Origin of the sequence: Billgrantia ethanolica (assembly GCF_021404305.1) — a bacterium.
In the GTDB taxonomy this organism is placed as follows: Bacteria; Pseudomonadota; Gammaproteobacteria; order Pseudomonadales; family Halomonadaceae; genus Halomonas; species Halomonas ethanolica.
The window spans coordinates 1296421-1315156 of sequence record NZ_JABFTX010000001.1 but is presented as its reverse complement, the minus strand read 5'-3'; the positions used below and the strand labels follow the sequence as shown (position 1 = coordinate 1315156).

The 18736-nt window shown below is 59.4% G+C and carries 10 protein-coding genes; 9 read left to right on the top strand and 1 reads right to left on the bottom strand.

The window, feature by feature from the left end; translation table 11 throughout:
* The first annotated feature begins 202 nt into the window (after positions 1 to 202).
* Both HOP53_RS05855 and HOP53_RS05850 read left to right on the top strand, forming a co-directional pair.
* A complete protein-coding gene (locus HOP53_RS05855; RefSeq protein ID WP_234269144.1) occupies positions 203 to 2725 on the top strand; it encodes an EAL domain-containing protein in 2523 nt (840 codons plus the stop codon).
* 102 nt (positions 2726 to 2827) lie between these two features.
* The gene (locus HOP53_RS05850) at positions 2828 to 3868 is read left to right on the top strand and encodes an OmpA family protein (protein ID WP_234269143.1); all 1041 of its coding nucleotides are present in this window, start codon (positions 2828 to 2830) and stop codon (positions 3866 to 3868) included.
* An 8-nt stretch (positions 3869 to 3876) separates the two neighbouring features.
* Here HOP53_RS05850 and HOP53_RS05845 read toward each other — a convergent pair whose 3' ends face one another.
* Entirely contained in the window at positions 3877 to 4965 is a 1089-nt protein-coding gene (locus HOP53_RS05845; RefSeq protein WP_234269142.1) for a Fic family protein, read from the bottom strand.
* Between the two features lie 218 nt (positions 4966 to 5183).
* On the opposite strand from HOP53_RS05845, the gene fliD (HOP53_RS05840) reads away from it, so the two are divergent.
* From fliD (HOP53_RS05840) to HOP53_RS05810, 7 genes are all read left to right on the top strand, one after another.
* A complete protein-coding gene (gene fliD, locus HOP53_RS05840) occupies positions 5184 to 6554 on the top strand; it encodes a flagellar filament capping protein FliD (RefSeq protein WP_234269141.1) in 1371 nt (456 codons plus the stop codon).
* A gap of 100 nt (positions 6555 to 6654) precedes the next feature.
* Complete coding sequence (fliD, locus tag HOP53_RS05835) at positions 6655 to 8022, top strand: flagellar filament capping protein FliD (protein ID WP_234269140.1); 1368 nt, start codon at positions 6655 to 6657, stop codon at positions 8020 to 8022.
* Positions 8023 to 8296: 274 nt separating this feature from the next.
* Positions 8297 to 9115 carry a flagellin N-terminal helical domain-containing protein gene (locus HOP53_RS05830; protein ID WP_234269139.1) on the top strand — a complete coding sequence of 273 codons (819 nt, stop codon included), beginning with the start codon at positions 8297 to 8299 and terminating at the stop codon, positions 9113 to 9115.
* Positions 9116 to 9334: 219 nt separating this feature from the next.
* Positions 9335 to 12739, top strand: coding sequence for an O-linked N-acetylglucosamine transferase, SPINDLY family protein (locus tag HOP53_RS05825; RefSeq protein WP_234269138.1), 3405 nt, complete (start codon positions 9335 to 9337; stop codon positions 12737 to 12739).
* A gap of 293 nt (positions 12740 to 13032) precedes the next feature.
* Entirely contained in the window at positions 13033 to 13254 is a 222-nt protein-coding gene (locus tag HOP53_RS05820) for a DUF2835 domain-containing protein (protein WP_234269137.1), read from the top strand.
* A 153-nt stretch (positions 13255 to 13407) separates the two neighbouring features.
* The gene (locus tag HOP53_RS05815; RefSeq protein ID WP_234269136.1) at positions 13408 to 14631 is read left to right on the top strand and encodes a GGDEF domain-containing protein; all 1224 of its coding nucleotides are present in this window, start codon (positions 13408 to 13410) and stop codon (positions 14629 to 14631) included.
* 68 nt (positions 14632 to 14699) lie between these two features.
* On the top strand, positions 14700 to 18689 hold the full coding sequence (locus HOP53_RS05810) for an EAL domain-containing protein (RefSeq protein WP_234269135.1): 3990 nt from the start codon (positions 14700 to 14702) through the stop codon (positions 18687 to 18689).
* Positions 18690 to 18736 lie beyond the last annotated feature (47 nt).

The following is an 18736-nucleotide window of genomic DNA, read 5'->3' as shown; positions in this document are numbered from 1 at the left end:
CACTTTTTTCATGGTGGTGTGTTGTCGCAGCGTTGGTGGTTTTCGGCATTCGTTGATGCAAAGTTACGCCAAGCGGATAAAATGCTGTAACAGTTGGCTACATTTAGACTGCGCCACTCCCGAACATGCAGATGACAGGCGGATGCTCTTGGGTTCGGGGCGTTGTAGCCAGGCATCGAGCAGCAGCCAGCAGTGAGGCGACATGAGCCAAGAGCTACCCATCGAACGCATCATGCAGACCGGGCTTCTCACCTGCGAGCCCGAGACGCCGCTGTGGATGGCGGCAGAACGCATGGCGGCGCGTCAATGCAGCTCCATCATCGTGGTAAAGGCCGGACAGCCGCTGGGTATCTGGACCGAGCACGATGCGCTGGCCGTCAATTTTGCCGACCCGGATGCCGTACGTCAGCCGGTCTCGGAGGTCATGAGCCGACCGGTAGCGAGTCTGCACCTCACCACGTCGATCAGCGAAGCGGCGCTGCGCTTCAACGCCGAACGGCGGCGCCACTTCCTGGTAATCGATGATGCCGGGACGCCGGTCGGCATCCTGTCGCAGACGGATGTCGCCCTGAACCAGGGGCTCGAACCCTACCTGCGTCTGCGCGAGGTGCAGGCGGCGATGCGTCAGCGTGCTCTGGTGCTCGACGGCACGCAGCTGTTGGCCCAGGCGGCCCGTTCGATGCGGCTATCCGAATGCGATGCCGTGGTAGTGAAGTGCGAGAACGGTGAGCTGGGCATTCTCACGGAACGCGATCTGGTGCGGTTCGTGGCGCGCCACCCGGGCAATACGCCCATCGACGGGCTGGCCAGCAGGCCACTGTTGACGGTTTATCAGGACGATACCCTGATTGCCGCCCGTGACCTGTTGATGAACCACCGGGTACGCCATCTCGCGGTGCTCGACGACAGCGATGAGGTAGTCGGGCTGCTGGGCTTTCGCGATATGCTGGCCAGTGCCGAGTACCTTTACATGCAGGATCTGCGTGAGGCGCTGGAGCAGCGTGATCAGGCGCTTGCCAAGTCGCGAGAGAATCTGCAGCTGGCCGAGCGGGTGATCGACTCCTCGCTGGAAGGCATCATCATTACCGACCCAGGCAACCGGATCGAATTCGTCAATCGTGCCTTTACCCACATGACGGGTTATACCGCCGAAGAAGCGATTGGCAGAACCCCGGAGATTCTCTCATCGGGCCGTCATGATGCTGCCTTCTACGGCCAGATGTGGGATGCATTGAAGCGCAGCGGTTACTGGCGGGGTGAGATCTGGAATCGGCGCAAGAGCGGCGAGCTCTATCTAGAAATGCTGACCATCACGGCGATCACCGACGACAGCGGAGCGGTGACCCACTACGCGGCGTTGTTCAGCGATATCACCCATATGCGTGAGAACGAAGAGCGCATCCGCAAGCTGGCTTATTACGATGCCCTCACCGGCCTGCCCAACCGTCGCCTGCTGGAGGATCGCCTGGAGCTGGCGATTCGGCATGCCCACCGCAATCAGACCCGCCTGGCGGTGATCTTCGTCGACCTCGATCACTTCAAGGAGGTCAACGATGCGCTCGGCCACGCCTTTGGTGACGAGCTGCTGGTGATGATGTCAGAACGGCTGCAACTGCGTCTGCGTGAAGACGACACCCTGGCTCGCCTGGGCGGTGACGAGTTCCTGGTGCTGCTCCCCGATCTCGAGGAGGTCGACGAGGTGACCCGAATTGCGCGTCGCCTGGTGGAAGCCGTGGGCGAGCCCTGCGTGATCGAAGGCCAGGAGTTTCGCATCGGCTGCAGCCTGGGTATCAGTCTCTACCCGGACGATGCGACCACAGCGGAAGCTCTGGTGCACAATGCCGACGTGGCAATGTATCGGGCCAAGGAGGAAGGCCGCAACGGCTATCGCCTCTACCGCAACGAGATGAACCTGCAGGACGACCGCCAGCGAGCGCTCGAGAAGGCCTTGCAGGATGCCTTCATCACGGGTGAAGGCTTGCAGCTGCACTATCAGCCCATCTTCGAGCGTGAAGGCGGCTGGCTGTACGGTGCCGAGGCCCTGTTGCGCTGGCATCATCCGTTGCTGGGCAGCGTGCCGCCGGTCGATATCATGACGCTGGTCGAGCGTGCGGGGCTGCTGCCGCAGTTGGACGAATATATGCTGGAGCAGGTCTGCGCCCAACTGGTCGCATGGAATGGCGTCGGTGCCGCGCCGCTACCCATCAGCATCAATCTTTCCGCCCGTCAGTTCTGGCAGACCGACCTGCCCGTAAGGGTAGCGACCAAGCTAAAGCAGCATAATCTGCAGCCCGGGCTGCTGGGCTTCGAGATCGCCGAACGCACCCTACTCGAGAAACCTCAGCAGGCCGCCGTGGTGCTCAAACGCCTGCGACGCCTGGCAGGGGATGTCGCCATCAACGACTTCGGCACCGGCTATGCTGCGCTCGGCTACCTGCATGAGTTGCCCATCACCATGTTGAAGATCGATCGGCGTTTCGTGCAGCGGCTGGACAGCGGCCAGAAAGGCAGTGCCGCTATCGTCGCTGCCGTGGCGGGGCTGGCACGTGAAATGGAGCTGCGTCTGGCCGCCGTGGGAGTCGAAACCGAGACTCAGCGCGAGATTCTCGGGCGTCACGGGGTCGAGCTGATCCAGGGCTATCTCAGTGGCCGAGCGGTGCCGGCAGATCTCTTTGCCAGCCGCTACCTGATGTCACGCAGCGGATTACCCGAAAGTACCAGCTGAAGCCCGAGGAAGCGCTCGCGAATCGCGCTTTTCGCCGTTTCACTCAGTGCCTCCAGCCGTTACGCTAGCCTGCCATCTCCCCTCGGATGACAAACCGTTTCGATGAGCCCCCTGCAAGCCAGCAGCGGCGACCATCGTGGTCCCATGCGCCACGAATCGCTCTTGCCCAGTCATCACGATCACGACCAGGACAGTGCCTGGATGATCGGCTATCTGGACATCATGACCTTGCTGGTAGCGCTGATGGTGCTGATTCTCACCCTTTCCAGCTTCGGTCGCACCGATGCCGAGAGCGAGTCGCTGGCGGCGCGGGTGCCTTTCGCGATTCCTTTGCCCAGTGAGCTGGTCCAGGCCCCGCCTGCCGTCGATGCTGCCTTGCCCTCTGCCGAGGCACCCCGGTCCGTTACCGGACGGCTGAGCCAGTCGGCCATTGCAGCGGCGCTTGGCGTGGCCGGCCTGCCGCGTCGAGTGTTGCCGGCGCCTGCCGCTTTGCCCGCATTCATGGCGCCGCCAACACCGCTGGCCCTGCTGGAGCATCAGGCGCCGCCTACGCTTGCGCCATTACAGCCACCGCTGCAGCCCCTACTCGCGGCCAACGATGTCCTGCCCAACTCGCGCGGTGATTTCATCCTGGTGCTGACCGACCGACCCCCGGGCGGCATGCAGCAGATCGATGAGCCCGCCATTGCGGCTTCGCAGCTGCTGCAACAGTCGTTGGATGAAGACCTGCACGATGCACCTTACCTGCCCGACCTGGAAGGGGTGGAGGCGACCCGTGTTGCCGAGGGCATCAAGCTGCGCGTAGAGGACCGGCTGCTGTTCCCCACTGCCGCCGCCGAGCTTACCGCAGAGGGTGAGGCGCTGATTCAGCGCCTGGTCGAGGTGATCCAGCGCCACGACGGCGAGGTGGCCGTAGAGGGGCACACCGACAGCCGGCCGATCCAGACCAACGATTTCCCCTCCAACTGGGTACTCTCCAGTGCTCGGGCCATCGCCATCGTTCATGAGCTGGAGCGTTCCGGCGTCGAGTCGCAGCGCTTGCGGGCGGTAGGCCTGGCAGATACCCGACCCCTGGGTAGCAACGAGACGGTTGAGGGTCGCGCCCAGAACCGTCGGGTGGAAGTGATCATTCACGCGCGGTGACGGCAGAGCTAAGGGCTTTCCTGCTGTTTCAGCCAGCGTTTCGCTTTTGCTGTCAGCCGGTATCGCTGCTTGGGACTGTTGGGTTTTTCAGGATGAGTGGGTTCGATCCATCCCCCATGAAGGGCGGGGGTTAGGTAATTCTTGCGAAACGTTGGGCGATGGTTCAGTCCAAGGGCAGCCATCAAAGCAGCCGTGCCGGCTTCTCCTTCGGCGAGGAGTTTCACCAATCTTTCAACTGGGTCGCAAGCTGGGTCGGCTACTGGGTCGCAAGCTGGGTCGGCTACAGAACTATCCTGCCGTATGGTGGAGAAGAAAGCACCGGCTTCGCTTTCAATCGCTTCCGTAAAGGCGTCGCGCAGTGCGGTGAGCATGAACTCGATGAAAGGAGTGGCTTCTCCTGCCTGATCGGCTTCTGCCAGGGTGTCATAGTACTCCTGCTGTCGGTCGCGAATGACCGTCTCGACAGGCAGATAGCCGAGCAGTGGCCGCCAGCGACGCAGAATCAAGGTTTGCCACAGGCGACCCATCCTGCCGTTACCATCGGCAAAGGGGTGGATGAACTCGAGTTCATAATGCACTACGGCGCTTGTAATCAGCGGGTGTTCTTCAGTGCCGGCCAACCACGTCAGAAGGTTTTCGACAAGTAAAGGCACTCGCGGAGCGGGTGGGGCCATATGAACCAGTTCATTGCCCTTGTAGATGCCTACTCCGCCAGCGCGAAAACAGCCGGCATCATCGACAAGCCCTTGCATCAGCAGGCCATGAGCTTTGAGCAGATCTTGCAGCGAGTCGGGTTCCCATCCTGGCATGGCTTCATACGCGGAGAATGCGTTTCGCACCTCCTGGATCTCTCGCGGATGGCCGAGTACACGCTTGCCATCGATGACAGCGCTGACCTGTTCCAGCGAGAGGGTGTTGTTTTCGATGGCAAGCGATGCATGGATCGTTCGTAGTCGATTCTCTCGACGCAGCTGAGGAGTGAGGCTGTATTCGGCCAGGATCGCATAGCGCCCGACAGCCTCGCTGATCTCCGCGACAAGGCGGAGCGCTAATGGCGTTAGCGTGAACGGTGGGCGATAGGCGGTGCTTTCCGGCATATGGCAGACTCAAAAGGGGCGAATGCCGCCATTATACGGCACCCTGCGTTTGTTTCCTGCCGGCAGGCGAAGCTATCGCAGCGTGCAGGAACCGTCGAGCCGCAAGGATGCGGCCGACGCAGCAGAGAAATTTTTCTCCTGAGCGCTAAAGTTTTATGGTTAGCCGCCGAGTAGAGAGGGTATAGGAGGTAAATACACCGACCCAAAGGCAGTTTTTTATGGCCAGCATTTCTTCACTCGGCATCGGCTCCGGGCTCGACCTCAACGGACTTCTCGACCAACTCTACGTAGCCGAACGCAGCAAGCTCGAGCCCATCGGGCAGCAGATCGAGAGCCAACAGGTAAAGATATCCGCTTACGGTGAGCTGAAGGGCGCGCTCTCTGCGTTCCATGATGCCACCCAGGCGCTCAACGAGAATGCCCTTTACCAGAGTCTATCCACTTCCATCAGCGGCGATGCCGTGCAGGCAGCGGCGGATGGCGAAGCCAGCCCGGGACGGTATGACGTCAGCGTCGATACCCTTGCCACGGCGGGTAGCATTGCCACCCAGCGGGTCGACGGCCTGGATACGGTTCTGACGGAAGCTGACAGCGAACTCAATCTCACCTTTGCCGACGCTGAGCTTAACCAGCGTGTGACGATCGAGGCGGGAAGCACGCTGCAGGACGTGCGAGACGCCATCAACGCGGACCCGCAGGCAGCAGTCAACGCGTCGGTCATCAATGACGGAAGCGGCTACCGACTCGCATTGATGTCGAAGCAGAGCGGCAGTGACGCCACCCTGCTCGCTACCGATTTTGCCGAGATGGCAAGCGATGCCACGCTGACCGATGTTACGATCGCACAAGCCGGGCAGAATGCCACCTTTAGCGTGAACGGTATCTCGATCGAGAGTGCCACCAATCAGGTGGACGACGCGATACAAGGGGTGGTGCTGGATCTCCAGTCGACCGGCCAGAGCAGCCTGCTCGTCGAGGAGGATACTCAGCCCGCGCGCGAAGGAATCGACAGCTTCATCACCGCCTACAATGAGTTGAAATCCACCGCAGGGCGCCTTACGGCCTTCAATGGTGAAGAGGGTCAGGCAGGTGAGCTCATCGGCGACAGCACGGTTCGAATCATCGAGTCTCGACTTCGTAGCGACCTGGGCAATGAGTTGGGCGGTGAGGAGGGGTACCAGCGGCTGGACGAACTCGGCATCTCGCTGAGTGTAGACGGTAGGTTGGAGCTGGATGAGCAGAAGCTGGATGCTGCGCTGGCAGAAAGTCCGGCAGCCGTGGGAGCGTTCTTCTTAGGAGCTGACGAGGCCGATGGCCTGGCTGGGCGACTGGACGCGACCCTGTCTCAACTGCTCGATGAAGATGGGGCATTGGAAAGTGCGGTGAGCGGTGCGGAAAACCGCATCGAGAGCCTCGGCGATCGCTATCAGCTCATGGAGCAGCGCATCGACACGACCATTGCCCGTTACCAGACCCAGTTCGGCCAACTCGATGCCATGTTGGCGCAAATGAACCAGACCAGCGCTTACCTCACGCAGCAGCTCGGCATGCTCGATGCGCAAATGGGTGGTGGTATGTCGGGGCAGTAAAAACCGGTTTGGAAACAGAATGCGTGCCGGGCTAAAGTTCCTCGTGCAGCTGCCGATAAGGTCATTACTCATGTCATATCACTCAGGGAAGTGAACCAAGATGGCTTCGATATCAGCGCTTGGCGTAGGCTCCGGCCTCGATCTCACAGGACTTCTTGACCAGCTGCGCGCCGCAGAGCGCCAGAAGCTGCAGCCGATCGTGGCGCAGCGGACTCAGGAACAGGCCAAGATTTCGGCGTACGGACGGCTACAGTCGGCGCTGAACAAGTTCCAGGATGCTACTGCCAAGCTCAACGATCCCAAGCTCTACCAGGGGCTGACGACCCAGGTGCGTGGCGATGGCATGACGGCAACGGCAAGCGCCACCGCGACGCCTGGCAATTACGAGGTCGAGGTGCTGAATACCGCACGGGCCGGTAGTGTGGCCACTACCCGTGTCACGGATTCCAGTGCGGCGCTTGCTGGGCCCAACGCCTCCCTCGAGCTGAGCTTCGGCGATGGCACCACCAGGACGGTGACCTTTGACGAAGGCGCTACCCTTGCTGACATGCGTAACGCCATCAACGCCGATGCCGATGCAGGGGTGAATGCCTCCATCATCTTCGATGGGCAAGGGCATCGACTGGTGCTCTCGTCGCGTGAGTCGGGCGTCGATGCCGGCGTAACGGGCGTCAGCTTTGCCGGCTTGTCCGATCCGGGCGCCCTGGCTGAAGATACTGCTGCCCGTCAGGCGGGGCGTGATGCCGAGCTCAATATCAACGGTATCACCATCACCAGCGCCACCAACCGGGTTGAAGGCGCCATTCAGGGCGTGACGCTGGAGCTGAGTGCGGATTCAGCCGGCAAGACGCTTGGCGTCACGGTCCAGCGCGATACCGAGTCGCTGAAGGAAGCCATACAGGGCTTCGTTTCCGCATACAACGAGATGAAGTCCACCATCGGGCGGATGACGGCAGTAGGCACCGACTCTACCTCGGCGGGTGAGCTGATAGGTGACAGGGTAATACGCTCCATCGAGTCACGTTTGAGTCGCGACCTCACGGATATCGTACCTGGCGGCGATATCACGATGATGTCGCAGTTAGGCATTTCGCTGCGCCCCAATGGCCGCCTGGAGCTGGATGAAAGCAAGCTCGATGAAGCGATAGCCACCAACCAGCAGGCAGTGGCGGATTTCTTTGCGGGTGACAGCAAGGAAGCGGGTCTGGCCGGTCGATTGGAGGACTCGATGAAGCGGTTTCTGGGTGACGATGGGCTGATCAAGAGCTCGATTACCAGTTCTGAAACCCGGATCGAGAGCTTGAAGGACCGCTTCGAGCGAATGGAGCGAACGATCGACCGTTCGATAGAGCGCTACCGCAGGCAGTTCGGTCAGCTTGACATGATGATGGCCCAGATGAACTCGATGAGTGCCTATCTCTCTCAGCAGTTCGACATCATGAATGCCCAGCTCGGTAGAAAAAGGTAAGCAGATTTAGCTTTTCTAATCCAAGCAGCCCGGTATGAACCGGGCTGCTTTTTGTCATTTCCACGGGTCAGGCTTGCTGCACTGGAGTTGGCTATGAGCCAGTTCTTCAAAGCCAAAAAAATTTTTCTCTCATTCCCTAAAGTTTGTCCCTACCGTGCCGTTATTCAGGGTAACGGCCAACGGCGCCGTTGAGACAGGCCCGACATGCTGGGCCAAGAAATAAGGTTCAGTGGGCCCGTCGATGGAGCCCTCAACGTAGAGAAGGAATGACACCATGTCCGTGATCAACACCAACATTACCGCCCTGATCGGTCAGAACAACCTGAAGACTTCTCAGAGCGCTCTGGCGAAGGCGCAAGAGCGTCTCTCATCCGGCCTGCGCATCAACAGCGCTGCCGATGACGCCGCCGGCCAGGCTATCGCCAACCGCATGACCGCCCAGATCAAGGGCATGCAGCAGGCACAGCGTAACGCCAACGACGGCATCTCCCTGGTGCAGACCATGGAAGGCGGCCTGAACCAGATCAGCGACAACCTGCAGCGTATCCGTGAGCTGGCGGTCCAGGGTGCCAACGATACCCTCTCTGCGGAAGACCGCTCTTCCATCCAACTGGAAATCGACGAGCGGGTCGAGGAGATCACTCGTATCGCCGAAGCGACCACCTTCAACGGTACTGCTCTGCTCAGCACAGAAGCTACGCTGAACATTCAGGTAGGTGCCAACACCGAAGATGCCGACGCAATCGAGGTTGATACGGTATCGATGACAGCCACCGACCTGAGCGTCAATGCCCTTAGCGTTAGCAACTTCGCAGCTGCTCAGTCTGCTATTGACGCTATCGATGAAGCCCTGCAGGACATCGACGACCAGCGTGCCACCCTGGGTGCGACCCTGAACCGCTTCGACTCGGTGATCGAGAACCTGACCACCAACATCACCAACCTGACCGAGGCCCGCTCGCGCATCGAAGATGCCGACTACGCGGTCGAAGTCTCCAATATGACCCGCGCCAACATCCTGCAGCAGGCCGGTACCTCCATGCTGGCCCAGGCCAACCAGACCCCGCAGTCGGTACTTTCTCTGCTGGGTTAATCAAAGTCGCAGTATCGGGCCGATTGCTCCATGCAACCCCCCCCTTCGAGGCTGGCCAATTGGCCAGCCTCGCTTCGTTGTAGAGTCGATTAGCGAGCAGCGTAGGTACCTAAGAGGCAAAAAGGGTAGCGGGGAGAGCCTTTATCTTGCATATCCCGGTGTGCACGGCACGCTATCCTGCCCGCTATCATTTCTCTTTCCTGCCAAGGTGTCCTGGCCATGTCCAAGAAACAAGCTCGGCGAGGTTCAGCGCCTCGCGTTCCCCAAGCGAATTCTGCGTTGCCGGTGGCACAGTTGAATGCCTTCGATGTGGCCTTCTCCGCTGGCGACTACGTCAAGGCGCTACGACTGGCCGAAGCCATGTTGGAGCGGCATCCCCAGAATCTTCAGGCCTGGGAGCTCAAGGCCAATGCGCTTGGGCGTCTGGAGCGCCTGGATGCAGCCTGCGAAGCCATGGGCAAAGTGGTCGAAATGGCAGTAGCACTTGATCCCAGTCAGCATCTCAAGCTGGCGCAATACCAGGTGCTGGCAGGCAGGGCGAGGAATGCGGTCAAGGTCCTCGGTGATGTTCTCGAAACACAGCCTGGCCATATCATGGCGCTGGCTTGGTTGAGTCGTGCTTATCACCAGATAGGTGATAATGGCAAGGCTCTTGAAGTCAATGATAAGGCCATGATGATTGATTCTCGTCATGAAGAGACGCTGCTGTGGCGGTCTCGTATCCTTGATCAACTCAAGCATCATGATGAGTGTATGCGTACATTGGAAACCCTATTGCACGTCAATTCAAAGCGTGTCGGGGTGTATAACCATATGGCGACCCTATTCGTAAAAGAGGGGGATTATAATAAGGCGGAAGCGCTTTATGCCAAGGAATTGGAGCTGGCTCCAGAGAGTGGTAAAGTGCATGGTAACCTCTTGGTAGCTTCGCATTATAACCCCATGTACAGCGCAGAAGATCTCTTTTCCAAGGCGACGGAGTGGAATGAGCGCTTCGCTCATGGCTCCTTTGTAGAACGTGCCAGCACCCTGAGAGATGCCAAAAAAAAGTTGCGTATTGGCCTGCTTTCGGGGGGCTTGAGGGTGCATCCTGTCGGACAGATGATCTTGCCGGCGCTAAAGAATTTACCTAGTCAGTATTTTGAACTTATTGTTTACAGTACCAATCAGATCGTGGATAAGTTGGCTAGGGAAATACAAGGTGTCGTACATCGTTGGGAGATTGTTGAAGGGCTAAGCGCAGGGCGGCTTGATAAAAAAATCCGTGATGATGCTATCGATATTTTGATCGACATGAATGGCGCGGGTGAAGGGACGCGTTACGATACCTTGATCCGTGAGCCTGCTCCCTTGATCGTCAAGTGGGTAGGAAGCTTGATCAATACGACTGGACTAAACTGTTTCGACTACCTCTTGAGCGACAGCATCGAGACGCCTGAGGGGGTAGACGGACTGTATACGGAGAAACTGATCCGTCTTCCTGACGACTATATCTGCTATCAAATCCCCGGCCACGCTCCTTCCTGCAGTGCACTCCCTGCGCTGAGTAATGGCTATATTACCTTTGGCTGCCTCAACAATCCTGCCAAGCTGTCACCGCCGATGCTGGCGGAATGGGCTAAGTTGTTGAAGGAGGTGCCCAACAGCAAACTGCTCCTTCGCGGAATACAGTTCGAAAGCGAGCGCTATCGAGAAAAGATTACCGGTATTCTGGTAGGGCATGGCATCGAAGCGGAACGTCTCTTGATGGAAGGGCCGGCTCAGCACCAGGAGTTCATGGCTACCTACCAGCGTATCGACATCGCCTTGGACACCTGGCCCTATTCTGGTGGCTTGACCACCTGTGAGGCGCTGATGATGGGAGTGCCGGTAGTCACTCGTGTCGGCCCCACTTTTGCCGGGCGCCATAGCGCATCGCATCTGGTCAATGCCGGCCTCCCAGAGCTAGTGACGGACAGCTGGGATGATTTCCGCAAGCGTGCCAAGGAGCTTGCTGCCGACCTGCCTAACCTGGCCGTTATCCGTGCCGCACTGCGCACCATCCTAACGGAATCCCCCGTTTGTGATGGACCTCGTTTCGCCAACCACCTTACGGCAGCGCTGCGCGCCATCTGGCAGCGGCATTGTGAGGGCAAGGCACCAGAGGCCTTGACGTTCACCAAAACTGGCATGGCTCGCTTCGCTGATGAAGACCAGCCAGTCAGGCTGGTTATGGCAAGACAGCAGGGTGGTTTCGACTGGCGCCTCGATAGCCCGGCACTTGCCGTGGATAACGGGGCGGTGTTGGCCTCGCGCCCTGATGCGAGAGAGTTATTGGGTACTGAATGCATTGCCATGCTGAGCTTCGACCCGCGTAGCAGTCTGGAAAGCGTAGATCCTCTGTCTCTTTATGGTGAGATTCAGCACTTCCCTGGCACCAGCCTTGGCAATGGCCAGCCGGTTTCGCTCCGTGGGCACGGCGAGCAGGCGACGAGTGACCCAGTGGAAGGCTCAGTACAAGGTGAGCCCGAGCCAATCCCTAGTGTAGCCCTTGATGCCATCCAGGGATTGCCCAACATCGACCTGCTGAGCCTGGGCGATGCTGGCGATAATTTGTCAATTCTGCAGAACGCTTCAAAAGCGTTGGCGAATACTTTGCTGGTTGAAGTTTATGTTGGGTTTGGTCCTGAGTGCACGAACTCTGACTTCAGCAAGGTCTTGGCTTGGGCCAGCCAGCATGGATTCAGCTTTTATCGCTTCAATCACTTGCAGCACCGCAGTCACTTTCCCGCCAGCGTGCCGAAGGCCATGCGGCAGGCGACGGACCTTGAAGGTGCCTTCGCCTTGTTCCTTCCGACACGAGCGAGAAGGAATGGTATGCAGTCAGCGCAGCGTCTCAAACTGGCGTTCTTGTTGCATGCCGTTTACCAGGTCAAGGATATGGCATATGCGCTATTAGCCGACATCGACGAAGAAAGGGCTCAAGAATACTTGGGTAAGGAGGGGATTTTATCTCCTGCGGTTGGAGGCGAAGCCAAAGGCGAAGAATCTTCTGCGAAGCCAGTGTTCGACGTGCCTGACGCGCCTTTCATGTCTGATGCGGAGCGTTCGCTTTTCAAGCGCGCGATTGGGCAGGCCAATCGCTATTTTGAGTTTGGCTCGGGTGGATCCACTGTATGGGCAGTCCGTGAGGGATTGGCGGTGTATGGTGTCGAGAGCGACGCCAAGTGGGTCGAGGCCTTGAAAGCCGAGCTCGGCGATAAGTGTCGGATTGAAACGGTGGATATTGGTCCCACAAAAGCGTGGGGCTATCCGGTGTCGATGAAGGATTCCGATAAGTTTCCGGCCTATAGCCAGGCAATACATAGTCATGAAGAGATGTTTGATCTTGTCTTGGTGGATGGTCGTTTCCGCGTTGCTTGTACCATGGCGGCTATTCAGCACATTCTGGAGCACTTGGAAGGTTCCCAAAAGGCGCGTATTTTTATCCATGATTTCTGGAATCGTCCCAGCTACCACGCGGTACTCGATTTCTTGGATGTCGAGGAAAGTGTAGAGTCGGCCGGGCTTTTCAAGGTCAAGGATGGGGTCAGGCTTGAGCAAGTGCATGCTGTGTGGAAGCAGTACGCAAAGAACCCAGAATGAGAGGAAGTTAAATAAGGAAGGGGCAGCGATGAACCTTTACATAGTTCCGTCCTGCTCAAGGAACACCTCGCCATTGGGGTTTGTGCGTGAGCTACTCAGGGCCGGTTCGATTAGTTGATTATTCTAATTCATTCGGTGGGCTTGTAGCGTAGATGCAGGTTGACGACGGGCCGGGGGCGCTTTCCACCCCGGCAGCGTTATCTCGCAGTTCGTCCCTGCAAGCGCAACGGTGGGTATCTTGGTAACGCAAACGGTAGTATGGAAGCGTTTCGTTCTTCCGGATGCCCTTTTTCATGCCGAGTATCGACGTCGTCATCGAGCTTTCCGCCGAGGCTTGCCTGGCCCACTACGAGGGTCGGGTGGGGCAGGTGCTGGCCCATAGCCTGGACGGTCGCCGGGTGGTGTTTCCAGCGGAGGCGCTGCGGCGCGTGGTGACCCGCGACGGCGTACACGGTACCTTTCGGCTCTCGTTCTCCCCTGAGGGTAGCTTTCACTCGATTGAACGTCTGAGATAGTCACTTTCAATCGAAATAGCGTTGAATCGTCCCCCTGTTTGTCGAATGTCAAACCTTCGTGTCTCGTTAGGTTGGATGGGCTCTGATATAACCGCACCTGCACATTCCGTGCTAATCGGCCTGCCACGGACGGCCGCGTACAAGGGCGCTACCATGTTTTCCAGCAAGACGCGGCAACCTCGCGACTATCAGAATCGTAGCCTGGATGCTCTTGCCGAGCCGCCCGAGGTAGGGCATGAGCTGTTCGTCGGCCTGAGCGCTCTGCGCGATACACTGAGCAGCCGCCATCATTCGCGGGATTTTGCCTTCGCCCATGCCCGCTACCTGCGCAGCCGCGTGCTGGCGGTGGGGCTCATCTTTGCCTTGCTCTCGCCGCTGTGGATCGTGGTGGATACGCTGGCACTGCCGGTCGATCTGCTGCGCTACACGCTGCTGGGGCGGGTCATGCTGATGCTGGGATTGGTGGGGGTGTTGGCACTGGCCTATTTCAGCCGCGAGCGTATCCGCCGCATTCGCTTCAGTGCCGGCATGCTGCTGGCCCTGCCGGCAGCCTTTTACCTGCTGGTGCTCATCGTTCTGCCGCCGGAGCAGTTGGTGAACCTGGTGGGCTATGGCTTCATCCCCTTTCTGCTGGTAGCGGCGCTCAGTGTGTTTCCCTTCACGCTGTTGGAATCCTTGGGGGCCGGCCTCGCCATGCTGGGCCTGCTGGGCTTCGCGCAGTTGGCCGACGGCAGTTGGCTGACCGGGCAAGGGGTAGAAAGCCTCTGGCTGCTGGCAAGCCTTCTGGTGGTGTCTCTGGCGGCCAACCATTTTCAGCTCAGCCTGCTGTTACGGCTCTATCGCCAGGCGACCCACGATCCGCTGACCGGACTCTTCAACCGGGGGGCGCTCGAGTTGCATCTGAGCAAGGTGCAGGCCTGGCAGCGCGAAACCGAAGGGCAGGGGAGTTTTGGCAACGTGCCCTGTTCATTGCTGATTCTGGATCTCGATCACTTCAAGCGCATCAACGACAGCTACGGTCACTCGGGCGGCGACAGAGTGCTGTGTCAGTTCGCCGATCTACTGGTGAGGCAGACGCGCCGGCACGACTGTGTCGCTCGCTACGGCGGCGAGGAGTACGTCATCATATTGGTGGGTAGCGGTGAAGCTCGGGCGATGGAGGTTGCAGAGCGCATTCGCTATGCCGTGGAGAAGAGCGAATTCACCGACCACGACGACAGGATCATTGCAGTGACCACCAGCATCGGCGTGACCCGGCTGCTGCAGGACGAGCCGCCGCAGCAGGCGCTGAAGCGCGCCGATGAGGCGTTGTACCGGGCCAAGCGGGAAGGGCGCAATCAGGTCATGGTGGCTAACAATCCTTTGTCTGATGAGTGACGTGCCCTCAAGTTTTGCGGTCGCCTGCCGATACCCGACTTAATAGAGTGTCGTTCAGCGAGAGCCTGATGCCCAACAATTCACAGCAGGTAGCACTGCATACCTGGCTGCTGCTCGTGCCGGTTCTGCTGCTGGTGATGGGTGGTGTCAATGGCCTGGCAAGCTGGCAGCTTCCGATGGGGTGGCAGCCGGCTCGGGTCAGTTTGCCGCTCATGCTACTTGTAGGCGCCGGTTTGCTTGCAACGCTCCTTGGCCGAACCAAGGTGGCACAGTGCAGTGGAGCGCTGCTGCTGCCGTTCGGTCTTTTTGCGCCAGTGTTGACCTGGCTGCCGTCAGACGTTGCCGCGGCGATACTTGCACAGCAGCTCTCACTTTCACCTGCAACCAGCATTGCGGTATTGATCGTTTCAATCTGTCTCATGGCGGGTATCGGCTCTGCGCGTGGTCGTTACCTCTGGTTGTTCGGAGGAGTTGCGGTCATGCTCGTCGGCGGGCTGAGCATCGTCGCCGGGCTAAGACCCGACCTGCTCAGGCCAAGCCCTTGGGGCACCGCCTTTGCCACACCGTTCACGGCGTTGCCTGCCTTGCTGACCGGCACCGCCATGATGTCGATGGCACGTCATCCCAACGTCTCTCCACTCATGAATCGTGGCGTGGTCGTAGCGCTGGCCGGTGGGGTCTTGGCGAGTGGGCTTGCCTGGTATGCGCTCACCTGGCAGCAGTACGACGCCAGGCAGCAGCACGCGACCGAGCTGTTAAGTAACTTCAAGATCAGCGCGGAGGGCGTGGTGGACAGGCAGCAGCGTGAGCTGCAACGCATGGCGTCACGCTGGGCTGAATTCGGCGGTTTGCCACCGCCCTCGTTTCGACAGGTCGAAGCCGATACTTACTTCCGCGACCTGCCTAGTCTGCAATCGCTCTACTGGCAGGACGGTGACAGCGAGCGGTTTCAGTGGGGGCGCGAAAGAGGAGATTCGTTTCAGTTGCTCAACTGGCTGGAGCAGCATGACTGGTTGCTGGACTGGCTGGCAGTCGGCGGTGACTATCCGCGCTGGGTATTGCCGGATGACGCTCACCCTGAGCTGGCACTGTTATCGGTGCCGTTGCATGAGTCTGCCCAGGCCAGGCTGGTGGCCGTTCTCGATTTGAGCCGGCTGTTCGATCAGGGGCTCCACTCTCTCGTCACTCCGTTGGCGCTATCCGTGGAGCGCCATGGAAGTGTGATGGTCGCCAACCACCCCTTTGGCAGCATGGAGACGGAGCTTCAGCGCGGTTTTCTGATATTGCCGGGCGGGGCCACCTTGAACGTCAAGGTGGAGGGTGACGGACCCTTTGCCATGTCCAGTTTGGGAGAGGCGATCCCATTGGGAGTGGGGGTGGCAGGGCTCGTGTTGAGCTACCTGCTGGCGTTCAGTCTCTCCATGGCGGATCTGAGCCGCCGGCGTTCACTGGCTTTGGCGCGAACTCAGCGCCACCTGCGGGCCCAGCAGCGTGTGCAGACCCTGATCGCGCGCGACCAGCCGTTGGAGGAAACACTCGGCGCAATCTGCCGGATCGTGGAGGCGCAGGTTCCGGGCGGAATTGCTTCGATCATGTTGTGCGATGAAGCGCGCCTCTATCTGAACCGCATCTACAGCCTGAGCCTGCCCCAAGCCTATTGCGACGCGATCACTGGTACCGCGATAGGGCCGAAGAACGGCGCCTGCGGCCGTGCGGCCTTCATCCGCGATTTCGTGGTAAGTGCCGATATCGCGCGCGATCCTCACTGGCGTGGATTTCATGCGCTCGCCGCTGAGCATGGTCTCGGGGCGTGCTGGTCATATCCGGTGAGCGGCAGCAATTCGGAGGTATTAGGCACCTTTGCTATCTATTATCGCCAGCCGGGTGAGCCCAGAAGAAGTGATCGGCGCCGCGTGATCGAAGCCGCCGAGTTGGTATCGCTGGCGGTGGAGCGTGAGCGCAATCGTAAGGCGCTGCGGGAGAACGAGCAGCGCTATCGCTCGCTGTTCACCTATCATCCCGATGCGGTGTTCTCGCTCGACCTGGCAGGACACTTCACCTCGGTCAATGCCGCTTGCAGCAAGGTAACGGGCTATTCGATGGAGCAGCTCATCGGTACGCACTATTCGGTAATGGTGCTGCCCGAGGACCGTTCGCGCATCCAGGCCTTGTTCCAGAATGCCGACCCGGGTGAGGCCTTCCGCTATTCCGCCACCATTCATCATCGTGAGGCGCGGACCGTCTACCTCGACGTGACCAACTTGCCCATCGTCGTCAATGGTGGCGTGATCGGCTTCTACGGTATTGCCAAGGACATGACCGAGCAGCACCGTCGGGAGACGGAGCTGCGTATTCTCCAGCGCAGCGTCGAGGCCAGTATCAATGGCATCATCATCGTCGATGCGCAGACCGAGAGCTTGCCGGTTATTTACGTCAACGAAGCGTTCGAGAGAATTACCGGCTATCGGCGGGACGAGGTGCTGGGGCGGAATTGCAACTTCCTGCAGGGCAGCGAGACCGACCCGGAGGCGGTGGCCCAGATGAGCCAGGCGCTTGCAGAGCAGCGCGATATCAACGTCACACTGTGCAATTACCGCAAGGACGGTACGCCGTTCTGGAACAATCTCTACTTGGCCCCGGTGCGAGATGGGGAAGGTGTGGTAACGCATTTCGTCGGCATTCAGCATGACATCTCCGAGCGCAAGTCCTATGAGGCGAAGCTCTCCTTCCATGCCAGCCACGATGCGCTGACGGGGCTGGCCAATCGCTCCCTGTTCGAGGACCACCTCCTTCACGACGTTCAGCTGGCCAAGCGCCATGGCCGCACCCTGGCGGTGCTGTTCGTCGATCTGGATGATTTCAAGCCGATCAACGACAGCCTGGGTCATGAAGTGGGCGATCAGGTGCTGATCCAGGTTGCCCAGCGCCTGGCTGACGAGCTGGACCCCGGTGATACGCTGGCCCGCTTCGGGAGTGACGAATTCGTCATTTTGCTGCCGGAGCTTGCGCGGGAGGAGAGCGCCATTCGTCTGGTGGAGCGACTTCTCGCCTGTATTCGCCGCCCGTTCCGGGTGGGCGAGCATGAGCTCTATATCGGTGCCAGTGTCGGCATCGCCTTCTTGCAGGATGAACTGGAGAATCCGGTCGAGCTCATCCAGCAGGCCGACATGGCCATGTATCGTGCCAAGCAGAAGGGGCGCAATGCCTGGGAGTGCTTTACCAGCGACATCAACGAGGAAGTCAGCGCGCGGATGGCGTTGCGCAACGATCTACAGGAGGCGATCGAGGCAGAGAACTTCGAGCTGCACTACCAGCCTCTGCTCGATGCCCGTAGCGGCGACGTGGTCGGAGTCGAGGCGCTGGTGCGCTGGAAGCACCCCGTCAAGGGTTACCTCTCTCCCGGCCTGTTCATCCCCTTGGCCGAAGATACCGGGCAGATCGGTCCTATCAGTGAGTGGGTGCTGCGTCAGGCCTGTCGAGACATGTGTCGGCTGGCGGTCGAGGGCTACGGCCATCATCGGGTGTCAGTCAATCTTTCGCCGCTGCAGTTCCGGCGGCCGAACTTTCTCAGTAATTTGCAGCAGGCGCTGCTCGAGACCGGGCTCTCGCCAGAATATCTCGAGCTGGAACTGACCGAGGGCATTCTGATGGCCGACTCGGCCGCTGCCGTCGAAACGCTGCATCGTCTGCGTGACATGGGGGTCGAGGTTTCTATCGACGACTTCGGTACTGGGTTCTCGAGTCTCAGTTATCTCAAGCAGTTGCCGATCGGCAAGATCAAGATCGACCGCAGTTTCGTACGCGACATCGCCAGTAGCCGTCATGATGGAGCGATCGTTCAGGGGATCATCTCCATGGCACACCATCTGGGGCTTGCCGTGGTGGCCGAAGGTATCGAAGAATCCGAGCAGCGGGATTTCCTGGCGGCGCATGGTTGCGACGTGTTCCAAGGCTTCTTCTTTGCCCGTCCGATGCCGCTCGCGAAGCTACGTGTATACCTGGAGCAGCGCAGAGCGGCTACCGAGGGTGGTGTACTGCCGGCCAGCAGGCTCTCGTAGACACAGGCGAGATGCGCAAGAAAAAAGAATAGGTCAATGACCCAAAG

Excerpts from the sequence above, each read along its gene's own strand:
- HOP53_RS05855 (WP_234269144.1), top strand. The coding sequence starts at position 203 with ATGAGCCAAGAGCTACCCATCGAACGCATCATGCAGACCGGGCTTCTC.
- HOP53_RS05850 (WP_234269143.1), top strand. The coding sequence starts at position 2,828 with ATGAGCCCCCTGCAAGCCAGCAGCGGCGACCATCGTGGTCCCATGCGC.
- HOP53_RS05845 (WP_234269142.1), bottom strand. The coding sequence starts at position 4,965 with ATGCCGGAAAGCACCGCCTATCGCCCACCGTTCACGCTAACGCCATTA.
- fliD (WP_234269141.1), top strand. The coding sequence starts at position 5,184 with ATGGCCAGCATTTCTTCACTCGGCATCGGCTCCGGGCTCGACCTCAAC.
- fliD (WP_234269140.1), top strand. The coding sequence starts at position 6,655 with ATGGCTTCGATATCAGCGCTTGGCGTAGGCTCCGGCCTCGATCTCACA.
- HOP53_RS05830 (WP_234269139.1), top strand. The coding sequence starts at position 8,297 with ATGTCCGTGATCAACACCAACATTACCGCCCTGATCGGTCAGAACAAC.
- HOP53_RS05825 (WP_234269138.1), top strand. The coding sequence starts at position 9,335 with ATGTCCAAGAAACAAGCTCGGCGAGGTTCAGCGCCTCGCGTTCCCCAA.
- HOP53_RS05820 (WP_234269137.1), top strand. The coding sequence starts at position 13,033 with ATGCCGAGTATCGACGTCGTCATCGAGCTTTCCGCCGAGGCTTGCCTG.
- HOP53_RS05815 (WP_234269136.1), top strand. The coding sequence starts at position 13,408 with ATGTTTTCCAGCAAGACGCGGCAACCTCGCGACTATCAGAATCGTAGC.
- HOP53_RS05810 (WP_234269135.1), top strand. The coding sequence starts at position 14,700 with ATGCCCAACAATTCACAGCAGGTAGCACTGCATACCTGGCTGCTGCTC.